This window comes from Kordia sp. (assembly GCF_045105435.1).
Taxonomy (GTDB): domain Bacteria; phylum Bacteroidota; class Bacteroidia; order Flavobacteriales; family Flavobacteriaceae; genus Kordia.
Genome location: NZ_JBGCDL010000347.1, coordinates 1 through 19,854, shown reverse-complemented (window position 1 = coordinate 19,854; position 19,854 = coordinate 1). Strand labels below are relative to the sequence as shown.

The following is a 19,854-nucleotide window of genomic DNA, read 5'->3' as shown; positions in this document are numbered from 1 at the left end:
AAATAGATTTTTCATGGAATAAGATTGATACTATAGTTTTAAAAACCAATATCAACCTTACAAAAATTAATTTTCTTCAAAACAGAATTTCATATGCTGATATAAAAAATTTAAGATCATTAGAGGAGATCGCTATCAGAGATAATCTATTAAAAACGCTAGACGTTTCAGGTAATGTAAAACTAAAAACACTTTACATGGCAAATAATCTTTTAATGCATATTGATTTGAGCAAAAATATACATTTGGTTGATCTATCTCTTGGAGAAAATAAATTATCGTATTTGGACTTAAAAGCAAACTCGAAATTAAAAGAAGTTAATTGTTCAAATAATCAATTAGAAGCTATAAATACAGAATCTTTGGTGAAACTAAAAGAATTAATCTGTTATAACAATAAGCTAAAAACGATCAAACTTGAATCTTTAGTGAGTTTAAGAAAATTATTCATCGGTGAGAATTTATTAACTGAAATCAATCTCAAAGATTTGAAAAAATTAGAATCTTTTGGGTTTAGTAACAATCGGATCAAAGCGATTGATGTTTCACATCTAAAACGATTATATTATTTAGGTTGTAAAAACAATATGTTGACCTCTTTGAATGTGACAAAGAACAAAAAAATGATCAACTTGGAGTTTAGTGGAAACCGTATTGCTATCATAGATCTATCTAATCTAAAGAAGCTACAATTTTTGAAATGTGAAGATACATTATTAAAAAAGTTAGACTTAACTAGAAATAAAGCAATAGAGCGCTTATGTTACAGCGAAGAAAGTATAGCTATTGAAAATGTATTTTTGCCTGATACGAAACAAATAAAAATAAACGAAAATTGTTACTAAATAAGTTATTTTACTCGTAAAACTTCATGTGGATTTGTGGTAACTCACACAAAATTCACGACCAACCAAAAGAAAATCAAGTCGGTCAATAGCTATTATGCGTATCTTTAAGTAACTAAACCTACTTAAAGATGTTAAATTGGAACCTATACAACACAAGCATATTTGTTGGTGCTATCGGACTTTTGTTTTTGGTAGCATATCACATGTTTATAAAAAAAACACAGCATAAAACTTCGCGGTATTTCTTTTGGTTTTTGATGATTACGGCAATTGCAATTCTACAATATATTTCGTTTGACATTAGACTTTCTAGCAAATACAGAGCCATCACGCTGTTCTTTTTTCCGTTTGAATTTCTAGCGCCAGTCATTTTTACAGCATTTACCTGTTCGTATCTACAAAAAGAAAAACTCTTCAAAAAATACAAATACTACTTACTCATTCCGTTTGTGGCGTTCTTTTTAATTTACACTGTTGTGAAGATAAATGTCTTTGTAGACTATTCAATTTTATCACGAGAAACCGTTGGAAACATTCGCATGGAATGGAATGAAAATCTAGCACTATTATTCTCTTTTGTGATTGGTGTTTGGAACTATCGCATCATCAAAAGTTATGAAAATAGCTTAGGCGAATTGTCCTATCTTGCCGTAATCCGTAAAACGAAATGGTTAAAAAATATATACGGAACGCTCATTTTACTAAGTGTTTTTTGGCTGATGACACTCTTATACATAAAAACCAATGTAAATGTTAGCGGAAACCACAACTATTATCCATTATGGATTGCATATTTGGCATGTTACTATGTGTTCTATATGAAAAGTAATGCGCATTTAGAGAAAATTCAGAAAGAAAAAAACGAAGAAGAAACGGCATTCAGTCTTTCAGGTTTAGAAGCGATGTTTGAACCTGAAGCGTTGCAAGTATTACGACAAAATCAATCGCAAGTAATTGCCATTCTAAGTTATTTTGCAACATCTCTATTTGACAAAAACAAAACAAAAGAAGTGCTTTGGGACATTCTTGAAAACTGTGTGTCCAAACTGCAATTGGAAGATTGTGTCTTATATTTAGTAGATGATAAACGACAGGTTTTACAACAAGAAGCTGCTTTTGGAGACAAAAAACAAGATGCTTTTGAAATTCACAAACCTAAAGATATTCCTATAGGAAAAGGAATCGTAGGAAGTGTTGCCAAAACAGGAAACTACGAACTCATCAAAGATACCAGCAATGACAAACGTTATATTATTGATGATAAAGCAAGATTGTCCGAATTGGCAGTTCCAATCTATATAGAAGGAACACTAAAAGGTGTGCTAGATGCAGAACATTCGCAGCGTAATTTCTTTACAGAAAATCATCTCTATCTATTTCAACTCATTGCTAAGTTGATGGAAAAGAAACTAATTCAATTAAACCAGAAAAAAGGAATCAGTATTACAGGTGATAATTCTTATTACAAAGAAATTTGTACACTAATGGAAGAAGAAAAGCGATACAGAGATCCAGAAATAAAATTAGCTACTCTTTCAAAAGAAATTAATATTAGCGCAAATTATCTTTCGCAAGTAATCAATGCGTTAAGCGGACATAATTTTTCTGACTTCATCAATAGTTATCGAATCAAAGAAATAAAATCAAAACTATCGCATCCGGCTTTTGTAGAATATCCTGTATTATCTATTGGACTCGAAGCTGGGTTTAATTCAAAATCGGCTTTTTACAATTCTTTCAAAAAACACACGGGGATGTCACCCACGGTCTTTAGGGAAAAACACCCATACGAGTCCCAATTCATTTAGTTTCAACAATACGGGACTCTTGAAACCATTGCCAACACTAGGTTTGCATCGTTATTAATTTTAAAAATAAAAATGATGAATACAAAAACTAAATTGGCATTATGGGGAATGTTACTACTACTTTCTTTCTCGTATGCAGGAACAGAAAAAGGCGAAAACGTCAAAAATGAAGCGAAACCGTATGGTGCAAAAACGCTAAAAGGATATGCAGCACGACATGCACTTTCTTCAGCACAATATCAAACGGAAGTAACCAAATTTAACAAAGCAGGTTACAGACTTACGTATGTTGATGGCTATTATGTAAATGGAAAAGTGAAGTTTGCGGCCTTATGGGAAAAAGGAAAAACATCAGGACTCATTTTGCGTCACAATCTTACCGCTAAACAATACCAAGATGAGGTGACAAAAAATAACAGAAACGGATATCGACTCGTACATGTTGATGGCTATTATGATGGAAAAAAAGTGTTGTATGCAGCTATTTGGAATAAACAAAACACAAGCGGATTACGAACACGTCACGGACTTACAGGAACGCAATATGCTGCCGAATTTAGAAAGAACAAAAATGATGGATATCGTTTGGTGCATATTAGTGGGTATGGCGTAAAAAACAAAGCGTATTATGCTGCTATTTGGAAAAAAGGAAGTTCTTCAGGATATATAGCGCGTCACGGATTAACAAGCAAACAATACCAAGAAACAGTAACGAAATACTGGAAAGAAGGATATCGTGTAACACAAGTAGATAGTTACGATGTGCGAAAGAAAACATATTACGCAGTTATCATGGAAAAGAAATCTGGACGATACAAAGCACGTCACAATATGAATCCTAAAAACTATCAATTAGAATATGACAATCATCGCTATCAAGGATATGTGCCAATTTCTGTAAGCGGACACGATGCAGGGAAAAGTGAAGGATATGCAGCAGCTTTCAAAAATGTCACAGATTGGAAAAGTAGCGATACCAACCAATTAGATGCTAAAGTCAAAAAAGTAATGAAGGATTTTAAAGTTCCTGCCGTAACGATCGGAATTGTAAAAGATGGAAAACTAGTGTATGCAAAAGGATATGGTTATGGAGACAAAGAAAAGAAAATCATTGCTTCTGCTACAAGTTTGCTGCGTTTAGCAAGTGTTTCAAAGCCAATTACAAGTGTTGCTATTATGAAATTGGTAGAACAAGGCAAACTCAAGTTAAGCGACAAGGTATTGGGGAAAAACAGTATTCTAGGAACTACGTATGCAAAACTTAGCTTGGGAAATCGTGAAAAAGCAATTACGGTACAGCAACTATTAGAGCATACGGCTGGTGGCGATACTTGGGATAATAATTTAGATCCAGAAGGAAAAGACAAGTGGAGCGATCCGATGTTTCAAAAGAGAATACTAAACAGAAAGCAACATATTAACTGGGTTTTAAGGAGACGCAATCCAACACACAAGCCAGGAACATATTATCAATATTCAAACTTTGGATACAATCTATTAGGAAGAATCATTGAAAAGAAAACAGGAAAAAGTTACGAAAGCTACTTGCGTAACAGCATTTTGAAGAAATGTGGAATTTCACAAATGTTTATTGGTAATAACAAAAAGAAAGACGCTCATTACAAGGAAGTTGTGTATTACTCAGACAGAAAACCGTATGACTTACAAATGACTAGAATGGATAGCCATGGTGGTTGGATTGGTTCTTCTGTAGACTTAATGAAATTCATGGTTCGTGTAGATGGACAGAACTCTAAAAAAGACATTCTAAAAAAGAGCACGATCAAGACGATGACTAAAGGTTCTTCTGTAAATTCAAAATATGCTAAAGGTTGGTCTGTTAGAGGTGGAAACTGGGCACATGGCGGAAGCATGGCTGGAACAGGAACTACCTTAAAGAAAATGGATAATGGAATAAGCTATGTAATCTTGACAAATTTTGACAAGAAATACAAAAAAGGCGATCCTACACATAGAGGTGAGCTTAAAAAAGCAGTTGAAAAAGGAATTGGAGCTATCAAATCTTGGCCAAATTTAGATTTGTTTTAATGAAAATCAGGATCTGGTCAAAGTTTTAATGAAGCGTGTCACATCGAGCGCAGTCGAGATGCTATTTATTTCAAAGTATTCTCAATTAAACATATGTTTAATCTCAATAATCCTCGAACTGACAATTTAGTAGTAGCATTCTCATGCTAATTTGCCACTGTACGGGAAGTAATTTCTGTGCGGTGGTTCCTATATTTTGATTTTTTTCATTCCTGCCTTTCGACTAACGCTCAAGATAAACTACGGCAGGAATCTAAAATTGTAAGTTAAACTAATCCCGTTGACAAACGGGATCTCACCTTTCTTTATACTTTTGTCATTGACTTTGTCGAATCTTCGATTTCCAGACTTTAGCTATGAGCATTGAGAATTTTCAAAGAAAAATTGTACTACTACAGAAACAGATTGCCACGTCGCAAACTCCTCGCAAAGACGTTTCTAACGATGCTAAAAAAACATTCATGCATATAAACAGAGCAAAAAGCTAACATGAAAACAATTCGTGAATTCATGACAATAAAAAAGATGTTAGTATTGAGCTATGAGTATTGAGAGTTTCAAAGAAGACTTTTGCTACTACAGAAACAGATTACTTCGGCAAGCTCAGCACAAGTGCCACTTTATGCTTCCTCGCAAAGACGTTTCTAACAAGTTTGATTTCAAATCACTTCTCGATAGTTCTATTGAGCGCAGTCGAAATACAATTTTTCTACATTTTATTTCGAAAAATCACTCGAAGTGACATTTAGAAAATTTCAAGAAATATAACTTCAAAAACAATCTCACAACAATAAGAAAAGTCTAAAAGCGCAACAGCGCGATCTAATATCTAATAGCGATAGCGGTCTAACAGCAAAGCGAGTCTAACAACCAATATGAAACAAAGCATCACCCTGATTCACCACAGCTTGATTATTAATACAAAACACATAACCATCATAAGGCGCTTTCACTTCTTCGCAATAATTGGCAAACGTATCGGTCACAAAACCGAGAACTTCACCTTTCGTAATAGAACTTCCGTTCATCACTTGCGGGACAAACATACCAGCAGTTGGTGCGCGCAACCATTTGCGTTTTGTTAAAAACTCGCTGGCTTCACGTTCAATCCACATTGGATCAATCTTATCAATCATACCCACATATTTCATCACATTCAATACACCTTGTATGCCTTCACGAATTGCATATTCGTCAAAACGCATGCTTTCGCCAGCTTCATACACAATAATCGGTATTTTACGATCATAAGCTGTCTTTCTGAAAGATCGTTCAATCAAAGAAGTCGCAAAATAAAAAGGCGCATTAAACACTTGCGCTAAAATTTTACTATCGGGCATACTTTCCGTGTAGCGTATCTGCGGATGATTGTGTCGTTGTGCGCCACCAGTATGTAAATCAATTCCAAAATCGACTTGTGGAAGCACTTCATTGGTAACTTGATAGGCAATTCTCGCGGCAAGCGAACCATTCTTAACACCAGGAAAACTGCGGTTTACATCTTTTCCGTCGGGCACTTGGCGTGAAAAGTGGATAAATCCGAAAATATTCAACAAAGGCAACACAATTACGGCACCGCTTTTTATCTTATAACAGCCTTCAAAAAGCATTCTGCGAATAATTTCCACACCATTAATCTCATCACCATGCAAACCACCTTGCACCAATAAAGTCGGTCCTGGTTTTTCAGCATTAAACACATAAATAGGAATATCAATCAGTGTTCCTGTAGGCAAGCGATCAATAGGAATCTTAATCCATTTTGCTTCGCCAGGTTGTACGGACTCTCCGTGAATAGTAATCGTTTTATTTTCCGAATTTTCGAGCATTCTTTTCTACATATTTAATAATCTCACCAGCAATATTCACTTTTGTGTGCGATTCAATACCTTCCAAACCTGCGGAAGAATTGGCTTCAATCACCAATGGTCCACGTTTCGATCGTATAATATCAACACCACAAACAGGTAAGCCTAATACTTTGGCAGTATGAATTGCAATTTTCTTTTCGTATTGCGTCAACGTCACAGATTCTGTCGTTCCGCCACGATGCACATTACTTCTAAAATCTTCACCGCCGCTACTTCGCATCATGGAAGCTACAATTTTATTGCCCACAATATACACACGAATATCCTGTCCGTTAGCTTCTTCAATAAACTCCTGCATAATAATATTGACATTCATATTATACAGCGATTCAATAATAGACTTTGCCGATTTCTTACTTTCGGCAATCATTACGCCCAATCCTTGTGTGCCTTCTTGCAGTTTAATAATAATGGGAGCGCCGCCAAGCAACTCAATATGTTCTGCGACACTTGAAGGATCTTTGGCAAACAATGTTTTCGGAATTGGAATGCGTTTTCGAGCTAGAATTTGCATCGTACGCAACTTATTTCGCGAACGAATAATACCTAAAGATTTTGCTGTGGTAAACGCGCCGTTCATTTCAAACTGTTTCACAATAGCAGAACCATGTCGCGTGACCGAAGTTCCAATTCGTGGAATAATAGCATGGACGCCATTTGTAATATTTTCAGCGCCAAAATAAATTTGTGGTTTTGCGTCTTCGCCCAGAATGACAGCACATTTCGTATGATCTATCACTCTCACATTGTGTCCTTTTTTGGCAGCTTCGTGGTACAATCTATTCGTAGAATAAATTCGGGAATTAATAGATAGAATGTAGATGTTCATTGCAAGCAGAATCAAGTAAGATTCTCTAAAAATAAGTAAACTTTCTAACTTTAAAAATCTACAGTGCCTAAAAAATGATAAATAATTGATTTTTATGATGATTTTACCATCTTATCTATATGTATTTGATTGATTTTTGAGCTGATATCATGTAAGTTTTACAATGATTGACACTTCTTTTACATTTTTTTGACATTATTTATCTACGGTCAATATAGTTTTACCAACAAATCCAAGCTATGCATTCTAGCGTAGCAGTTGGGTTCAAAAAAATCATCTTAAAAATAATATAGTTCCTGCTGTCGCATTCAATACGAATAATGGATAGTTGTAACTTAACGAACTCAAATCATGCTAAAGTCTGCTTTATTGCTTGTACTAATACTCATTTCTTCAATTGCTTTTTCGCAAGATAATTTGAATGCTGATCTCAAAATATTTCTCGACTGCAATAGTTGCGATCATACCTACATTAAACAAAATCTTGGCAATGTTCAATTTGTGAGAGATCAAGATTTAGGTGATGTTCATTTATTCTTTGTTACACAGGCAAACGGAAGTGGCGGACGCTTATATGAAATTGATTTTATTGGCAAAAATCAGTTTGAAAACATCAGTTATAAAATAGAATTTTCAACAAATACGGACATGACGAGTGATAACATTCGGAATGAAATATTAAAATATTTAAAACTGGGTCTTGTGCGTTTTTGGATAAAAAATAAAAGTACAGCTAATGTCACAGTTGCTGTTCCGAGTCCAGAAAATGAAACCGAAGTTGTAGAAAACGACGTTTGGGATTTTTGGGTATTCAGACTTGGCGCTAGAGGATATTTCAATGGAGAAGAAACAAACAAATCAAGTAACTTAGATTTTAATATTTCGGCGAAAAGAGTCACTGAGAAAAACAAATTTTCATTGAGAGCAAGTTTTGGTGAAAACAAATCGACCTTTACTTTTGATGGAGAAGATATTATAGCGATTAACAACAATAAATCTTTAAATGTAAGTGATGTTTTGAGTATAAATAGCCATTGGTCTTATGGTTTCTTTGGCGATATTGGAACGTCAACCTATCGTAATTATAAATTATTTTGGCGGTTTAGACCTGCTATAGAATATAATTTTTTTAAATACGAACAATCTGCAAAAAAACAACTCATTCTATCCTATCGAAATGGATTGGTTTTTAACGATTATTTAGAGCGATCGGTATTTGGTGAAGAAAAAGAACTCTTATTTGAACACATACTTTTACTAGGTGGAAGTGTTCGTCAAGAATGGGGAAATATTAATGGAGAAGTATTCTTTAGTCAGTATTTGGATGATACAACGTTGAATTCTTTAGGGTTTTATTTGGGTGCGAATATCAGAATATTTAAAGGATTTAATTTTGATATTGGAGGGAATTACAGAATTACCAGAAATCAAATCAATCTTCCTGCTGGAGATGTATCACTAGAAGAATTATTGCTCCAGCAACAACAATTACAATCGGGCTATAATTATTGGGTTACAGTTGGCTTTAGCTATTCATTTGGATCAATTTACAATTCTATTGTCAATCCAAGATTCAATTTTTAATTAAATCGATTCTAAATAAACTTCAAAACAAGGGCTAAAACTTGTAGAGACACTTAGCGCGCCTTATATTTGTGAAACAAATAATTAATCACAATTATAATGAGCGGAATTTTAAATTCTTCGATTGGAAGAAAGTTTGCGATGGCACTTTCGGCACTCTTCCTAATGTTTTTTCTACTACAACATTTTGCAATAAACATTCTTTCTGTATTTAGTGAAAATGCTTTCAATGAAGCATCACACTTCATGGGAACATTTTGGGCAGTACAATTTATCTTGCAACCAGTTTTAATTATTGGAATCCTTTTCCATTTTACGATGGGAATCATTCTTGAATTACAAAACCGCAAAGCAAGAGAAGTAAAATATGCAAAAAATAACGGAAACGCCAACTCTACTTGGATGAGTAGAAACATGATTTGGACAGGTTTACTTATTGAAGCTTTCCTTATTGTACATATGTCTCAACTTTGGTGGCATGAAATGATGGTGAAGTATATTTCTCCACAAATAGAAAAAATAGAAGATCCGACACGTTACTACAAAGAACTAGTAGAGCACTTTGAAAGCCCAGTAATCGTGGGAATCTATGTTGTTGCATTTGTATTCTTAGCATTGCACTTATTGCATGGTTTTAACTCTGCATTCCAATCAGTTGGAGCAAATAATAAATACACAAGAGGATTAAAAGGTGTGAGTAAAGTATATGCTATCGGAATTCCAGTAGGATTTATCTTTATCGCATTATATCATCACTTAGCACACTAAAAAACTTATCAAAACTATGGCTTTAGATTCAAAAATACCTCAAGGACCACTAGCAGATAAGTGGACAAATCATAAAAATAAAATCAACCTTGTAAACCCTGCCAATAAACGTCTTATTGATGTTATTGTAGTAGGAACAGGACTCGCAGGTGGATCTGCGGCAGCGACATTAGCTGAATTAGGATATAATGTAAAAGCATTTTGTTTCCAAGATTCTCCACGTCGTGCGCACTCAATTGCAGCACAAGGAGGAATCAACGCAGCAAAAAACTATCAAGGAGATGGAGATTCAACCTACCGACTTTTTTACGATACGGTAAAAGGTGGCGACTATCGTTCGCGCGAAGCAAACGTATATCGATTGGCTGAGGTTTCTGCAAATATCATTGATCAATGTGTAGCACAAGGAGTTCCTTTTGCTCGTGATTATGGTGGATTACTTGATAACCGTTCATTTGGTGGTGTATTAGTATCACGTACTTTTTATGCCAAAGGACAAACAGGACAACAATTATTACTTGGAGCGTATTCTGCCATGAACCGTCAAATTGGTCGTGGAAAAATCAAAATGTACAACCGTCACGAAATGTTAGACGTTGTTATTGTTGATGGAAAAGCAAGAGGAATTATAGCACGTAACTTAGTTACAGGAGAAATAGAAAGACATTCTGCACATGCTGTTGTATTAGGAACTGGTGGATACGGAAACGTATTCTTCCTTTCTACAAACGCCATGGGAAGTAATGTAACAGCAGCTTGGAAAGCACACAAACGTGGTGCATACTTTGCAAATCCTTGTTACACACAAATTCACCCAACATGTATTCCAGTTTCGGGAGATCATCAATCGAAACTAACCTTAATGTCTGAATCATTACGTAATGATGGACGTATTTGGGTACCAAAACACAAAAAAGATGTAGACGCAATTCGTAACAAAACGTTGAAGCCAACACAACTAAAAGAAGAAGACAGAGATTACTACCTAGAACGTCGTTATCCTGCCTTTGGTAACTTAGTACCGCGTGATGTTGCTTCGCGTGCAGCCAAAGAACGTTGCGATGCAGGTTTTGGAGTAAACGCAACAGGAGAAGCAGTTTACTTAGATTTTGCTGCTGCTATACAGCGTTACGGAAAAGAGCAAGCACACGTAAAAGGATTGAATGAAGACGATGCTGCTTTAGTAAAAAAACTAGGGCAAGAAGTTGTGAAAAACAAATATGGAAACCTTTTCCAAATGTATTTCAAAATTGTAGATGAAGATCCGTATGAAACGCCAATGATGATTTACCCAGCGGTACATTATACAATGGGAGGAATTTGGGTAGATTACAACCTACAAACTACTGTTCCTGGATTATTCGCCATTGGAGAAGCAAACTTCTCTGATCACGGAGCCAACCGTTTAGGAGCTTCTGCCTTAATGCAAGGTTTAGCAGATGGATATTTTGTATTGCCTTATACAATTGGTGATTTCTTAGCAGATGATATTCGTACAGGACCCATTGCAACAGATTCAAAAGAGTTTGATGCAGCTGAAAAAAATGTAAAAGAATCTATTGATAAATTAATCAACAATAACGGAACGAAGCCAGTTGATTATTTCCACAAGAAATTAGGGAAAATCATGTGGAACAAATGCGGAATGGCGCGTAACGAAAAAGATTTAAAAGCTGCTATTGAAGAAATTTCTCAACTACGAGCAGACTTCTACAAAGATGTACGTGTACCTGGAGACGCTAACGAATTCAATGAAGAATTAGCAAAAGCAGGTCGTGTAGCAGATTTCCTTGAACTAGGAGAATTATTTGCGAAAGATGCGTTACAACGTGAAGAATCTGCTGGTGGACATTTTAGAGATGAATACCAAACGGGAGAAGGTGAAGCAATGCGTCGTAAAGAATTCCAATATGTTTCTGCCTGGGAATATAAAGGAGAACCAAAAGATGCTGTATTGCACCAAGAAGAGTTGAAGTACGAGAATATAGAAGTAAAAGAAAGAAGTTATAAATAATATTGCTTTTAGCCTTTAGCCATTAGCAACTAGCTAACAGCCAAAAGCTAATAGCCAAAAGCATAAAATTATGAATTTAACATTAAAAATATGGCGTCAAAAAGGCGCAAATGCTAAAGGAAAAATGGTTGATTATTCTATCAACGATATTTCTCCTGATATGTCTTTTCTTGAAATGTTAGACGTTTTAAATGGCGAACTAATTACAAAAGGAGACGAGCCCGTTGCGTTTGATCATGACTGTCGTGAAGGAATTTGCGGAATGTGTTCTCTATACATTAATGGTGAAGCACACGGTCCAGATCGTGGCGTAACAACATGTCAGTTGCACATGCGTAAGTTTAAAGATGGCGATACAATATATATTGAACCATTTAGAGCAAAAGCATTCCCGGTAATCAAAGATTTAGTGGTAGACAGAAGCGCTTTTGATCGTGTACAACACGCAGGTGGATTTGTTTCTGTAAATACTTCAGGAAATACGATTGATGCCAATGCTATTCCGATCAACAAACACGATGCAGATACTGCTTTTGATGCAGCAACATGTATTGGTTGTGGAGCCTGTGTAGCAAGTTGTAAAAACTCTAGTGCCATGTTATTCGTTTCGGCGAAAGTATCGCAATTTGCATTATTGCCACAAGGACAAGTAGAAGCAACCGATCGTGTAATGAACATGGTAAACCAAATGGATGCGGAAGGTTTTGGTAACTGTACAAATACTGGCGCCTGTGAAGTAGAATGCCCGAAAGGAATTTCACTTGAAAATATTGCACGTATGAATCGTGAGTATTTAAAAGCATCTTTCAAAGGATAAATTTATATCATATAAAATCATACAAAAATCCCAAGTACAAGCTGCTTGGGATTTTTTTATTAAATTCATCAAAAAAACACCATGTTACGATTTAAGCTCATTCTTTCAATCTGTATACTATTCACGTTTAGTTGTACATCGCAAAACAAATCAAAAACGGAAACAAAAACGCAGGTTGAAACGTCGTATGATTTTTCAGAAAAAGCACTATTAGCACATATCAAAGAATTGTCTGACGATGCATACGAAGGTCGTGAAACAGGTACAAAAGGCGCTAAAAAAGCGAAAAAATACATCATTGCCGAATTTGAACGATTAGGTGTAAAACCACTAGGAAAAGTATTTGAACAAGCATTTCCATTACCTAAAAACAAGAAAATAAAGCAAGGTGAAAATATCATCGGATTCATCAAAGGAAGCGAAACACCAAACGAATATATTATAATATCTGCACATTACGATCATGAAGGAATAAAAAAAGGAAAAATATATAATGGTGCGGATGATGATGCTTCTGGAATAAGTGCGTTGTTCGCTTTTGCAGAATACTTTCAGAAATATCCACCAAAACATTCAGTAATATTGGCTGCTTTTGATGCGGAAGAAAAAGGGTTGGTTGGTTCGTTTTATTATGTTGAAAATTCAATCGTACCAAAAACGCAACTCAAGCTAAATATCAACATGGATATGATAAGTCGTAGTGATAAAAAAGAATTATATGCAGTTGGTCCGCAGCACTATCCGCAATACAAATCAATCATAGAAAATACAAAAATAAGCGGAGAAGTAAGCTTAAAAATTGGTCACAAAGAATGGACATTTGCCAGTGATCACGCAGGATTTCACAAAGCAAAAATTCCATTTGTCTATTTTGGAGTGGAAGATCATAAAGATTATCACAAACCTACAGATGACTTCGAGAACATTCATCCAACATTCTACACAAACGCAGTACAAACCATCATTACTTTCTTTAAAGAGGTAGATGGTAAAAAACTATAAATAAATCATACTAAAAATACAAAAGCGAATATCTGAATTGATGTTCGCTTTTTTTGCTTCATAACACCAATAGGAGATTCAGAACATTATACAATACGTTCAGAACATTTAAGAAACTACAGAGTGCTTTTCAAATTATATTTGCTTTGTTAACCTATAGAAAATACTCAAATCTTATGAAACAAAAATTACTTTTTGCACTCAGTATATTGGTCACGCACCTATCAATTGCGCAAATATATCCCGATACATTTGAATTTCGTGGAATACACCAAAATTCTACGCTAGCACTTCCAACGGGTGTTACGGCTCCAGGGCCAACGCCCGCAGGTTTAAATACACTAGTTGTTCCTTCATCAACAGGCAGATTGGCTTGTCCTGTATTAGTAGATATGGATGGCGATGGCGATATGGATATGGTTACTGGAAGTCAATCCTCACTAGGAAAACTATATTATTTTGAAAACACAGGAACTTCTACAGCTCCAAATTGGGTTGCTACAGCATTACCTACATTGGATGCCGTAGGATATGCGCCAGGAGGAAACAATGAAACAAAATGTGACTTTGTTGACATGGATAATGATGGTGACTTCGATTTATTACTTGGAAGTAAAGTAAATGCTACAGGAGCTAATACAGATGATTTACACTATTATGAAAATACTGGAACTGCAACCGTTCCTAACTTTGTTGCAGCTACAATTCCTGGAATAGCAAATCAGAATATGGCAAACTTTCCAAGTATTGGTTTGGTAGATATTGATAATGACGAAGATTTTGATTTGGTATGTGTAAGTAACGATTCTGTTTCGTACATGCAAAATACAGGAACCAAATTTGCACCCGTATTTGAACGTAAATACAACTTAGAAAACCCTTGGGATTTAGATGCTGGAACAGGTTCTTTTCAAAGAAACTGGCCGCATGGAGATGTATTAATAACTACAACAACACTAGTAGACATTGGAAATGACGGCGATTTAGACATGTGTTTAGGAAGAGACGACGGCACATTTCGTTGGATAGAAAACATAGGAAATGCAGCTGCGCCAGATTACGATGACTTCGCATACCAATCATTTCCAGGCGATTTAGCAACATTTGACATGGGACAATTCGCAACAATTACAATGGGAGATGTAAACGGAGATGGTGTCATGGATGCTGTTGTAGGCGGTTTTAATCCAGGGCATTTTGCATGGTTTGAAGGTGTATTAACAGCGCCACTAAGTATTGACGAAGAAAACTTGGCGATACACATACAAGTAAGTCCAAATCCTGTAAAAGATATATTAACGGTACAATTTAATAGCAATCAAATCAATAAAACAAACATTACAATGTATAGCATTACTGGGCAAATGGTATACAATAGTAATGCACACATTAAAAATGGACGTGCAAAAATGGATGTATCTAAATTGCAATCAGGTTTATACTTCTTGAAAATTAAAAGCGATATTGGTCAAACAATTGTCAAGAAAATAACCATAAACTAGGAAATCCGTAATATCAGTATTGAAAAGGAGATCTGCTTTATTTTGAAGCTGATCTCCTATAAATGTTTAAAAACATACAGTACATTTGTGAAAACCTAACCAACCATGAATAGATTATTGATATCTTTAAAATCATTCAAATCGTATCTTTTTATAGCAGTCTTATGTACTGCTTTTTGTGTTTCTGCCCAACAATTAACCACACAAAAGCAGTATGACAGTATTGTTGCATTGGTCGCAAAAACGAATCAAAAAGATAGTTTAATATACCTTTTAGACCTTCAAAAAGAATTCGCACAAAAATTAAATAATAAAAAACTACTAGCAGAAACCGAAAATACGATTGCATTACGCGCAAGTTATGGAGAAATGAAATCCATTATTCACTTTAAAAAGGCTATTACTTTATACGAAGAACTTAACGATAAAGCCGCTTTGAGCAAAGCGTATGTTGCTATGGGAAGAGCGTATCAATCGCAAAGTAAATATGAAGAAGCATTTCAAGCAGTCAACAAAGCATTAGCGTATGCCAAACAAATTGACGATAAAGAACTCATCATCAATGCGTATTCATTTCGATCAAACGTATACCAGAATTTTTCTCAAACAGACAATTCAATAAAAGACTTAAATGCAGCACAAAAAATTGCTTTACACTACAAAAAAGGTGAAAAACTATTGCCCATTCTGCAAGCAAAAAGTTTCTTATACTACAGCAAAGGATATTACAAGGAAAGTGTGGCAACTATTGCGGAAATGCTCAATTTCTTTGAAAGTAAAAATAACAAAAGAAGTGTTGTTGTATGGCGAAATAACTTAGGAATGATTCACGCAAGTTGCGACTGTGTAAAAATGGAAGAACGTAAAAACAACTTAACAACTTCCATCAAATTGGCAGATAGTATCAACTTTATGTACGGAAAAGCCTATGCGTCAGTTCACATGGCAAGAGCATTGATGCAGGAAAAAAAATATGACAGCGCGTATGTATATCTTTCCAATGCAAAAAACGGATTGCCCAAAAAAGTAAATCCAAGTTTCTTAGGATACCTACATCAAACTACGGGCGATTATTGGGGATTTTTAGGAAATAAACGCAACACGATCAAAGAATTTGAAATTGCCTTTAAAATTTGGGACAAGCTCAATAAACTAAAAGATAAACAATATGTGGCGCGACATTTAGCGGCTTTATACGAAGATATGAATGATGACGAAAAAGCTTTCTTCTATCTTGATACATTTGCGCGCACCAAAGATTCACTCGTAAATAAAGCCAAAATCGAAAATGAAAAAGAGTTAGAACTCACCTATGCTTTTGAAAAAAAACAATACAAAGACAGTATTCGAAATGCAGAAACCTTAGCCGTTTTAGACTTAGAACAAAAAAATAAAATTCAACAAGAACAACACGTACAACAAATTCTCTTAGCATTATTTTTAGCTGCATTAGCGCTTGGTGGATTTGCGTATTACGCCTATCAACGTAAAAAGAAAACATCAAAACTGCTTGACGAAAAAAATAAAATCATAGAAAAAGCCTTGCAGGAAAAACAACTCTTGCTCAAAGAAGTACATCACAGAGTAAAAAATAACTTCCAAATTGTATCAAGCTTACTGGAATTACAAACCAAAGGTATCGAAGACGAAAAAGCTTTAAACTTAGCAAATGAAGGTAAAAACAGAGTCAAATCGATGGCGTTAATTCACCAAAAACTCTATCAAAACGATACAGGTTTAATTGATTTTGACGAATACATTCAAACCTTAGTCAAAGAACTTTCATACATGTACGCTTCCGAGAAAAAAGTGCAAACCAACATTCAAACGGAAAACATGCAATTTGACATTGATACAGCAATTCCGTTGGGTTTAATTGTAAACGAATTAATTACAAACGCCTATAAATATGCTTTTGACGCTTCCGCAGAAAATACACTCAACATTTCCATTAACAAACTAAACGACGAAGAATACAAGCTCGTTGTAGCAGACAATGGAAAAGGAATTGACGCTTCTATTGACTTAGCCAAAGTAAAAAGTTTAGGTTTGCGTTTAGTAAAACGATTGACAAAACAATTGCAAGGACAATTTAACGTAAACAATGTGGAAGGCGCATCTTTCGAGATTGTATTCAAAGACACAAACGCCAGAGCATTATTAGACTAATTACACGATGAGCAAAGTAAAAATATTAGTAGCTGAAGACGAAATTATCATTGCCGATCATATCTGTGATACGCTTGAAGAACTAGGTTATGAAGCCTTAGAGCCAGTTATAAACTACACGGAAGCTATAGAAAGCATAGAAGCCGAAAAACCTGATATTGCCATCTTGGATATTCAACTCTCCGGTAGAAAAACAGGAATCGACATTGCAGAAAAAATTAGGGAAAACTACGATTTTCCGTTCATATTCTTAACTTCAAATTCCGATCCGCTTACAGTTTCGCAAGCAAAAAAAGTAATGCCGCCAGCGTATTTGGTCAAACCGTTCACAAAGGACGAATTATATACATCAATCGAAATTGCGCTATACAATTACTCCAAACGTGTTGGTGAAGTCAATGAAGAAGAACTCATTATCAAAGATGCATTCTTCATCAAAGAAAAAAATGTGTTTATCAAACTAAAATTTGGCGACATTCTATTGATCAAAAGCGAACATGTATATGCGGAAATTCAGCTAAAAAACGGTCAAAAACATCTAATTCGTGGCAATTTGAACAAAATCATCACCAAACTCAACAAAAAATTTGTGCGTGTTCACAGAAGTTACATCGTCAACTTAGACTATTTAGAACAAATACATCAAAACAACATTGTCATTCACAACGTAAGTATTCCAATAGGTAAAAAACACAAAGACGATTTACTTCAAAAAATAAACTTATTGTAAAAAAATAAAATGGTAATTGTTAAACTTTTCTTAGGATAAAATACTAACGAACGCAAAGCTATATGGTTTGCGTTTTTTTTTGTTTCTTGGCAATATATTTCTCAGAATACCACCATGCAAAACCCTAAAGAATTTTACACACAACAAAAAGCAAAATTTGAAGCCGAATTAAAAGTGCAACGCCGAAAACTCAATCAGTCAAGTGTACTTCGTTTGATTGTTTTTTTAAGTATAGCTTTCGCGATATATCTCTTATTCGGAAAATGGGGTTATGTAGTATTGGCTTCCGTAATTGGAATGGCAATCTTTCTATTCTTAGTCTTTCGCCACTCCGATTTGGTCTACAAAAGCAACAAGCTAAAAGCGTTAATTCAATGCAATCAATTGGAGCTTGATGTACTAAATGGCGATCTTTCCAAATTGCCAACAGGCGAAGAATTTTTAGATGCTTCACACGAATTTAGTTATGATATTGATCTCTTTGGAAATGCTTCTTTCTTTCAATACTTAAACCGATCAACCACAAAAGAAGGAAAAAATGAATTGGCAAACGTACTTGCAAGCAATGATATTTTAGAAATTTCAACACGACAAGAAGCCATACAAGAACTCGCACAAAAAGCAGATTGGCGACAACATTTTTCGGCCATTGCTTTATTAATAAAAGTGGAAACAACATCCAAAAATATCACCATATGGTTGCAGGAATACAAAAGTTTCATTCCAAAATCAATCAAATACTTACCACTAATTTTCTCAGCACTTTCTATTGCAATCATTACGCTAGTTTCTTTGGAAATTTTACCATTCTTAGCGGCTTTATTATGGCTTTTTGTAGGATTGGGAATCACAGGGAAATTTCTAAAAAATATCAATCACCTTTCAATCCATACCAACAAAGCAAAAGATACCTTTCAGCAATACGGACAACTATTACAACGCATTGAAGAAGAAGAATACACAACCACATTGCTAAAACAAAAACAGCAAAACATTCATAGCGATGTGCAAAAAGCATCTACTTTAGTCAACGGGTTTTCCAAACGAATTGATGCCTTAGACAATAGAAACAACATCTTGGTTGGTATCTTTCTAAATGGATTGTTATTGTGGGATATCTCTAAATCGTATCAAATAGAAATTTGGATAAACAAGCACCGAAACAAAGTCGCACAATGGTTTGAAGTCGTTACCTTTTTTGATGCGTACAACAGCTTAGGAAACTTTGCGTTCAATCATCCGCAATTTACGTATCCAACGATTGATAGCAACGCAAAAGAAGTAATGAATGCTAAAAAATTAGGACATCCGTTATTGCGAACTGCAAACAGAATTGACAATGATTTCAACATAGGAAACTCAGAATTCTTCATCATTACAGGTGCAAACATGGCTGGGAAAAGTACGTTTCTACGAACGGTTTCACTAAGTATTGTAATGTCTAACGTCGGATTGCCAATCTGTGCAGCAGCAGCAAACTATTCGCCCATAAAACTCATTACAAGCATGCGTACAACCGATTCGTTAGCGGAAGGTGCTTCGTATTTCTTTTCAGAATTGCAACGCTTAAAAATGATTGTAGACAAAATTGAAAACGATACGTATTTTATCATTTTGGATGAAATTTTAAAAGGAACCAACAGTCATGACAAAGCCATGGGTTCTAAAAAAATAGTACAAAAACTGGCGTCACAAAATGCAGCGGGAATCATTGCTACGCACGATTTAAGCTTGTGCGAATTGGACAAAGAAATTGATCAAGTGAAAAACTACTTCTTTGATGCGGAAATCATTAATGACGAATTATTCTTTGGCTACTTACTCAAAAAAGGAATTTGCGCTAACATGAATGCTTCGTTCTTA

Annotated in this window: 14 protein-coding genes; 12 read left to right on the top strand and 2 right to left on the bottom strand. The window is 35.0% G+C overall.

Annotated features, from left to right (window positions below):
• From AB8B65_RS17730 to AB8B65_RS17720, 3 genes are all read left to right on the top strand, one after another.
• On the top strand, positions 1-845 hold an 845-nt coding region (locus AB8B65_RS17730; protein WP_405302620.1), incomplete at its 5' end, for a leucine-rich repeat domain-containing protein.
• A gap of 131 nt (positions 846-976) precedes the next feature.
• A complete protein-coding gene (locus tag AB8B65_RS17725) occupies positions 977-2,656 on the top strand; it encodes a helix-turn-helix domain-containing protein (protein WP_405302619.1) in 1,680 nt (559 codons plus the stop codon).
• Positions 2,657-2,731: 75 nt separating this feature from the next.
• Entirely contained in the window at positions 2,732-4,705 is a 1,974-nt protein-coding gene (locus AB8B65_RS17720; RefSeq protein ID WP_405302618.1) for a serine hydrolase, read from the top strand.
• A gap of 863 nt (positions 4,706-5,568) precedes the next feature.
• Here AB8B65_RS17720 and AB8B65_RS17715 read toward each other — a convergent pair.
• Positions 5,569-6,534: a succinylglutamate desuccinylase/aspartoacylase family protein gene (locus AB8B65_RS17715; RefSeq protein WP_405302617.1), complete on the bottom strand. Its 966-nt coding sequence runs from the start codon at positions 6,532-6,534 to the stop codon at positions 5,569-5,571.
• Entirely contained in the window at positions 6,512-7,405 is an 894-nt protein-coding gene (locus AB8B65_RS17710) for a RimK family alpha-L-glutamate ligase (RefSeq protein WP_405302616.1), read from the bottom strand. The genes AB8B65_RS17715 and AB8B65_RS17710 overlap by 23 nt, the downstream gene beginning before the upstream one ends.
• A gap of 351 nt (positions 7,406-7,756) precedes the next feature.
• Here AB8B65_RS17710 and AB8B65_RS17705 point away from each other — a divergent pair, with 351 nt between their 5' ends.
• The 9 genes from AB8B65_RS17705 to AB8B65_RS17665 all read left to right on the top strand — a co-directional run.
• Positions 7,757-8,989 (top strand): hypothetical protein, encoded by a 1,233-nt coding sequence (locus AB8B65_RS17705; RefSeq protein WP_405302615.1) that lies wholly within the window; start codon positions 7,757-7,759, stop codon positions 8,987-8,989.
• A gap of 99 nt (positions 8,990-9,088) precedes the next feature.
• The gene (locus AB8B65_RS17700) at positions 9,089-9,757 is read left to right on the top strand and encodes a succinate dehydrogenase cytochrome b subunit (protein WP_405302614.1); all 669 of its coding nucleotides are present in this window, start codon (positions 9,089-9,091) and stop codon (positions 9,755-9,757) included.
• A 16-nt stretch (positions 9,758-9,773) separates the two neighbouring features.
• Complete coding sequence (locus tag AB8B65_RS17695) at positions 9,774-11,771, top strand: fumarate reductase/succinate dehydrogenase flavoprotein subunit (RefSeq protein ID WP_405302613.1); 1,998 nt, start codon at positions 9,774-9,776, stop codon at positions 11,769-11,771.
• Between the two features lie 70 nt (positions 11,772-11,841).
• On the top strand, positions 11,842-12,588 hold the full coding sequence (locus AB8B65_RS17690; RefSeq protein ID WP_405302612.1) for a succinate dehydrogenase/fumarate reductase iron-sulfur subunit: 747 nt from the start codon (positions 11,842-11,844) through the stop codon (positions 12,586-12,588).
• 81 nt (positions 12,589-12,669) lie between these two features.
• Positions 12,670-13,590 carry a M28 family peptidase gene (locus AB8B65_RS17685; RefSeq protein WP_405302611.1) on the top strand — a complete coding sequence of 307 codons (921 nt, stop codon included), beginning with the start codon at positions 12,670-12,672 and terminating at the stop codon, positions 13,588-13,590.
• A gap of 176 nt (positions 13,591-13,766) precedes the next feature.
• Positions 13,767-15,092: a T9SS type A sorting domain-containing protein gene (locus AB8B65_RS17680; RefSeq protein WP_405302610.1), complete on the top strand. Its 1,326-nt coding sequence runs from the start codon at positions 13,767-13,769 to the stop codon at positions 15,090-15,092.
• A 105-nt stretch (positions 15,093-15,197) separates the two neighbouring features.
• Positions 15,198-17,261, top strand: coding sequence for a histidine kinase dimerization/phosphoacceptor domain -containing protein (locus tag AB8B65_RS17675; protein WP_405302609.1), 2,064 nt, complete (start codon positions 15,198-15,200; stop codon positions 17,259-17,261).
• Between the two features lie 7 nt (positions 17,262-17,268).
• Positions 17,269-17,991, top strand: coding sequence for a LytR/AlgR family response regulator transcription factor (locus AB8B65_RS17670; RefSeq protein WP_405302608.1), 723 nt, complete (start codon positions 17,269-17,271; stop codon positions 17,989-17,991).
• A 114-nt stretch (positions 17,992-18,105) separates the two neighbouring features.
• A partial coding sequence (locus AB8B65_RS17665; RefSeq protein ID WP_405302607.1) for a MutS-related protein occupies positions 18,106-19,854 on the top strand: 1,749 nt, incomplete at its 3' end.

Coding starts and splice junctions, on each gene's coding strand:
- AB8B65_RS17715 (WP_405302617.1), bottom strand. CDS start 6,534: ATGCTCGAAAATTCGGAAAATAAAACGATTACTATTCACGGAGAGTCC.
- AB8B65_RS17725 (WP_405302619.1), top strand. CDS start 977: ATGTTAAATTGGAACCTATACAACACAAGCATATTTGTTGGTGCTATC.
- AB8B65_RS17680 (WP_405302610.1), top strand. CDS start 13,767: ATGAAACAAAAATTACTTTTTGCACTCAGTATATTGGTCACGCACCTA.
- AB8B65_RS17695 (WP_405302613.1), top strand. CDS start 9,774: ATGGCTTTAGATTCAAAAATACCTCAAGGACCACTAGCAGATAAGTGG.
- AB8B65_RS17670 (WP_405302608.1), top strand. CDS start 17,269: ATGAGCAAAGTAAAAATATTAGTAGCTGAAGACGAAATTATCATTGCC.
- AB8B65_RS17690 (WP_405302612.1), top strand. CDS start 11,842: ATGAATTTAACATTAAAAATATGGCGTCAAAAAGGCGCAAATGCTAAA.
- AB8B65_RS17710 (WP_405302616.1), bottom strand. CDS start 7,405: ATGAACATCTACATTCTATCTATTAATTCCCGAATTTATTCTACGAAT.
- AB8B65_RS17720 (WP_405302618.1), top strand. CDS start 2,732: ATGAATACAAAAACTAAATTGGCATTATGGGGAATGTTACTACTACTT.
- AB8B65_RS17700 (WP_405302614.1), top strand. CDS start 9,089: ATGAGCGGAATTTTAAATTCTTCGATTGGAAGAAAGTTTGCGATGGCA.
- AB8B65_RS17685 (WP_405302611.1), top strand. CDS start 12,670: ATGTTACGATTTAAGCTCATTCTTTCAATCTGTATACTATTCACGTTT.
- AB8B65_RS17675 (WP_405302609.1), top strand. CDS start 15,198: ATGAATAGATTATTGATATCTTTAAAATCATTCAAATCGTATCTTTTT.
- AB8B65_RS17705 (WP_405302615.1), top strand. CDS start 7,757: ATGCTAAAGTCTGCTTTATTGCTTGTACTAATACTCATTTCTTCAATT.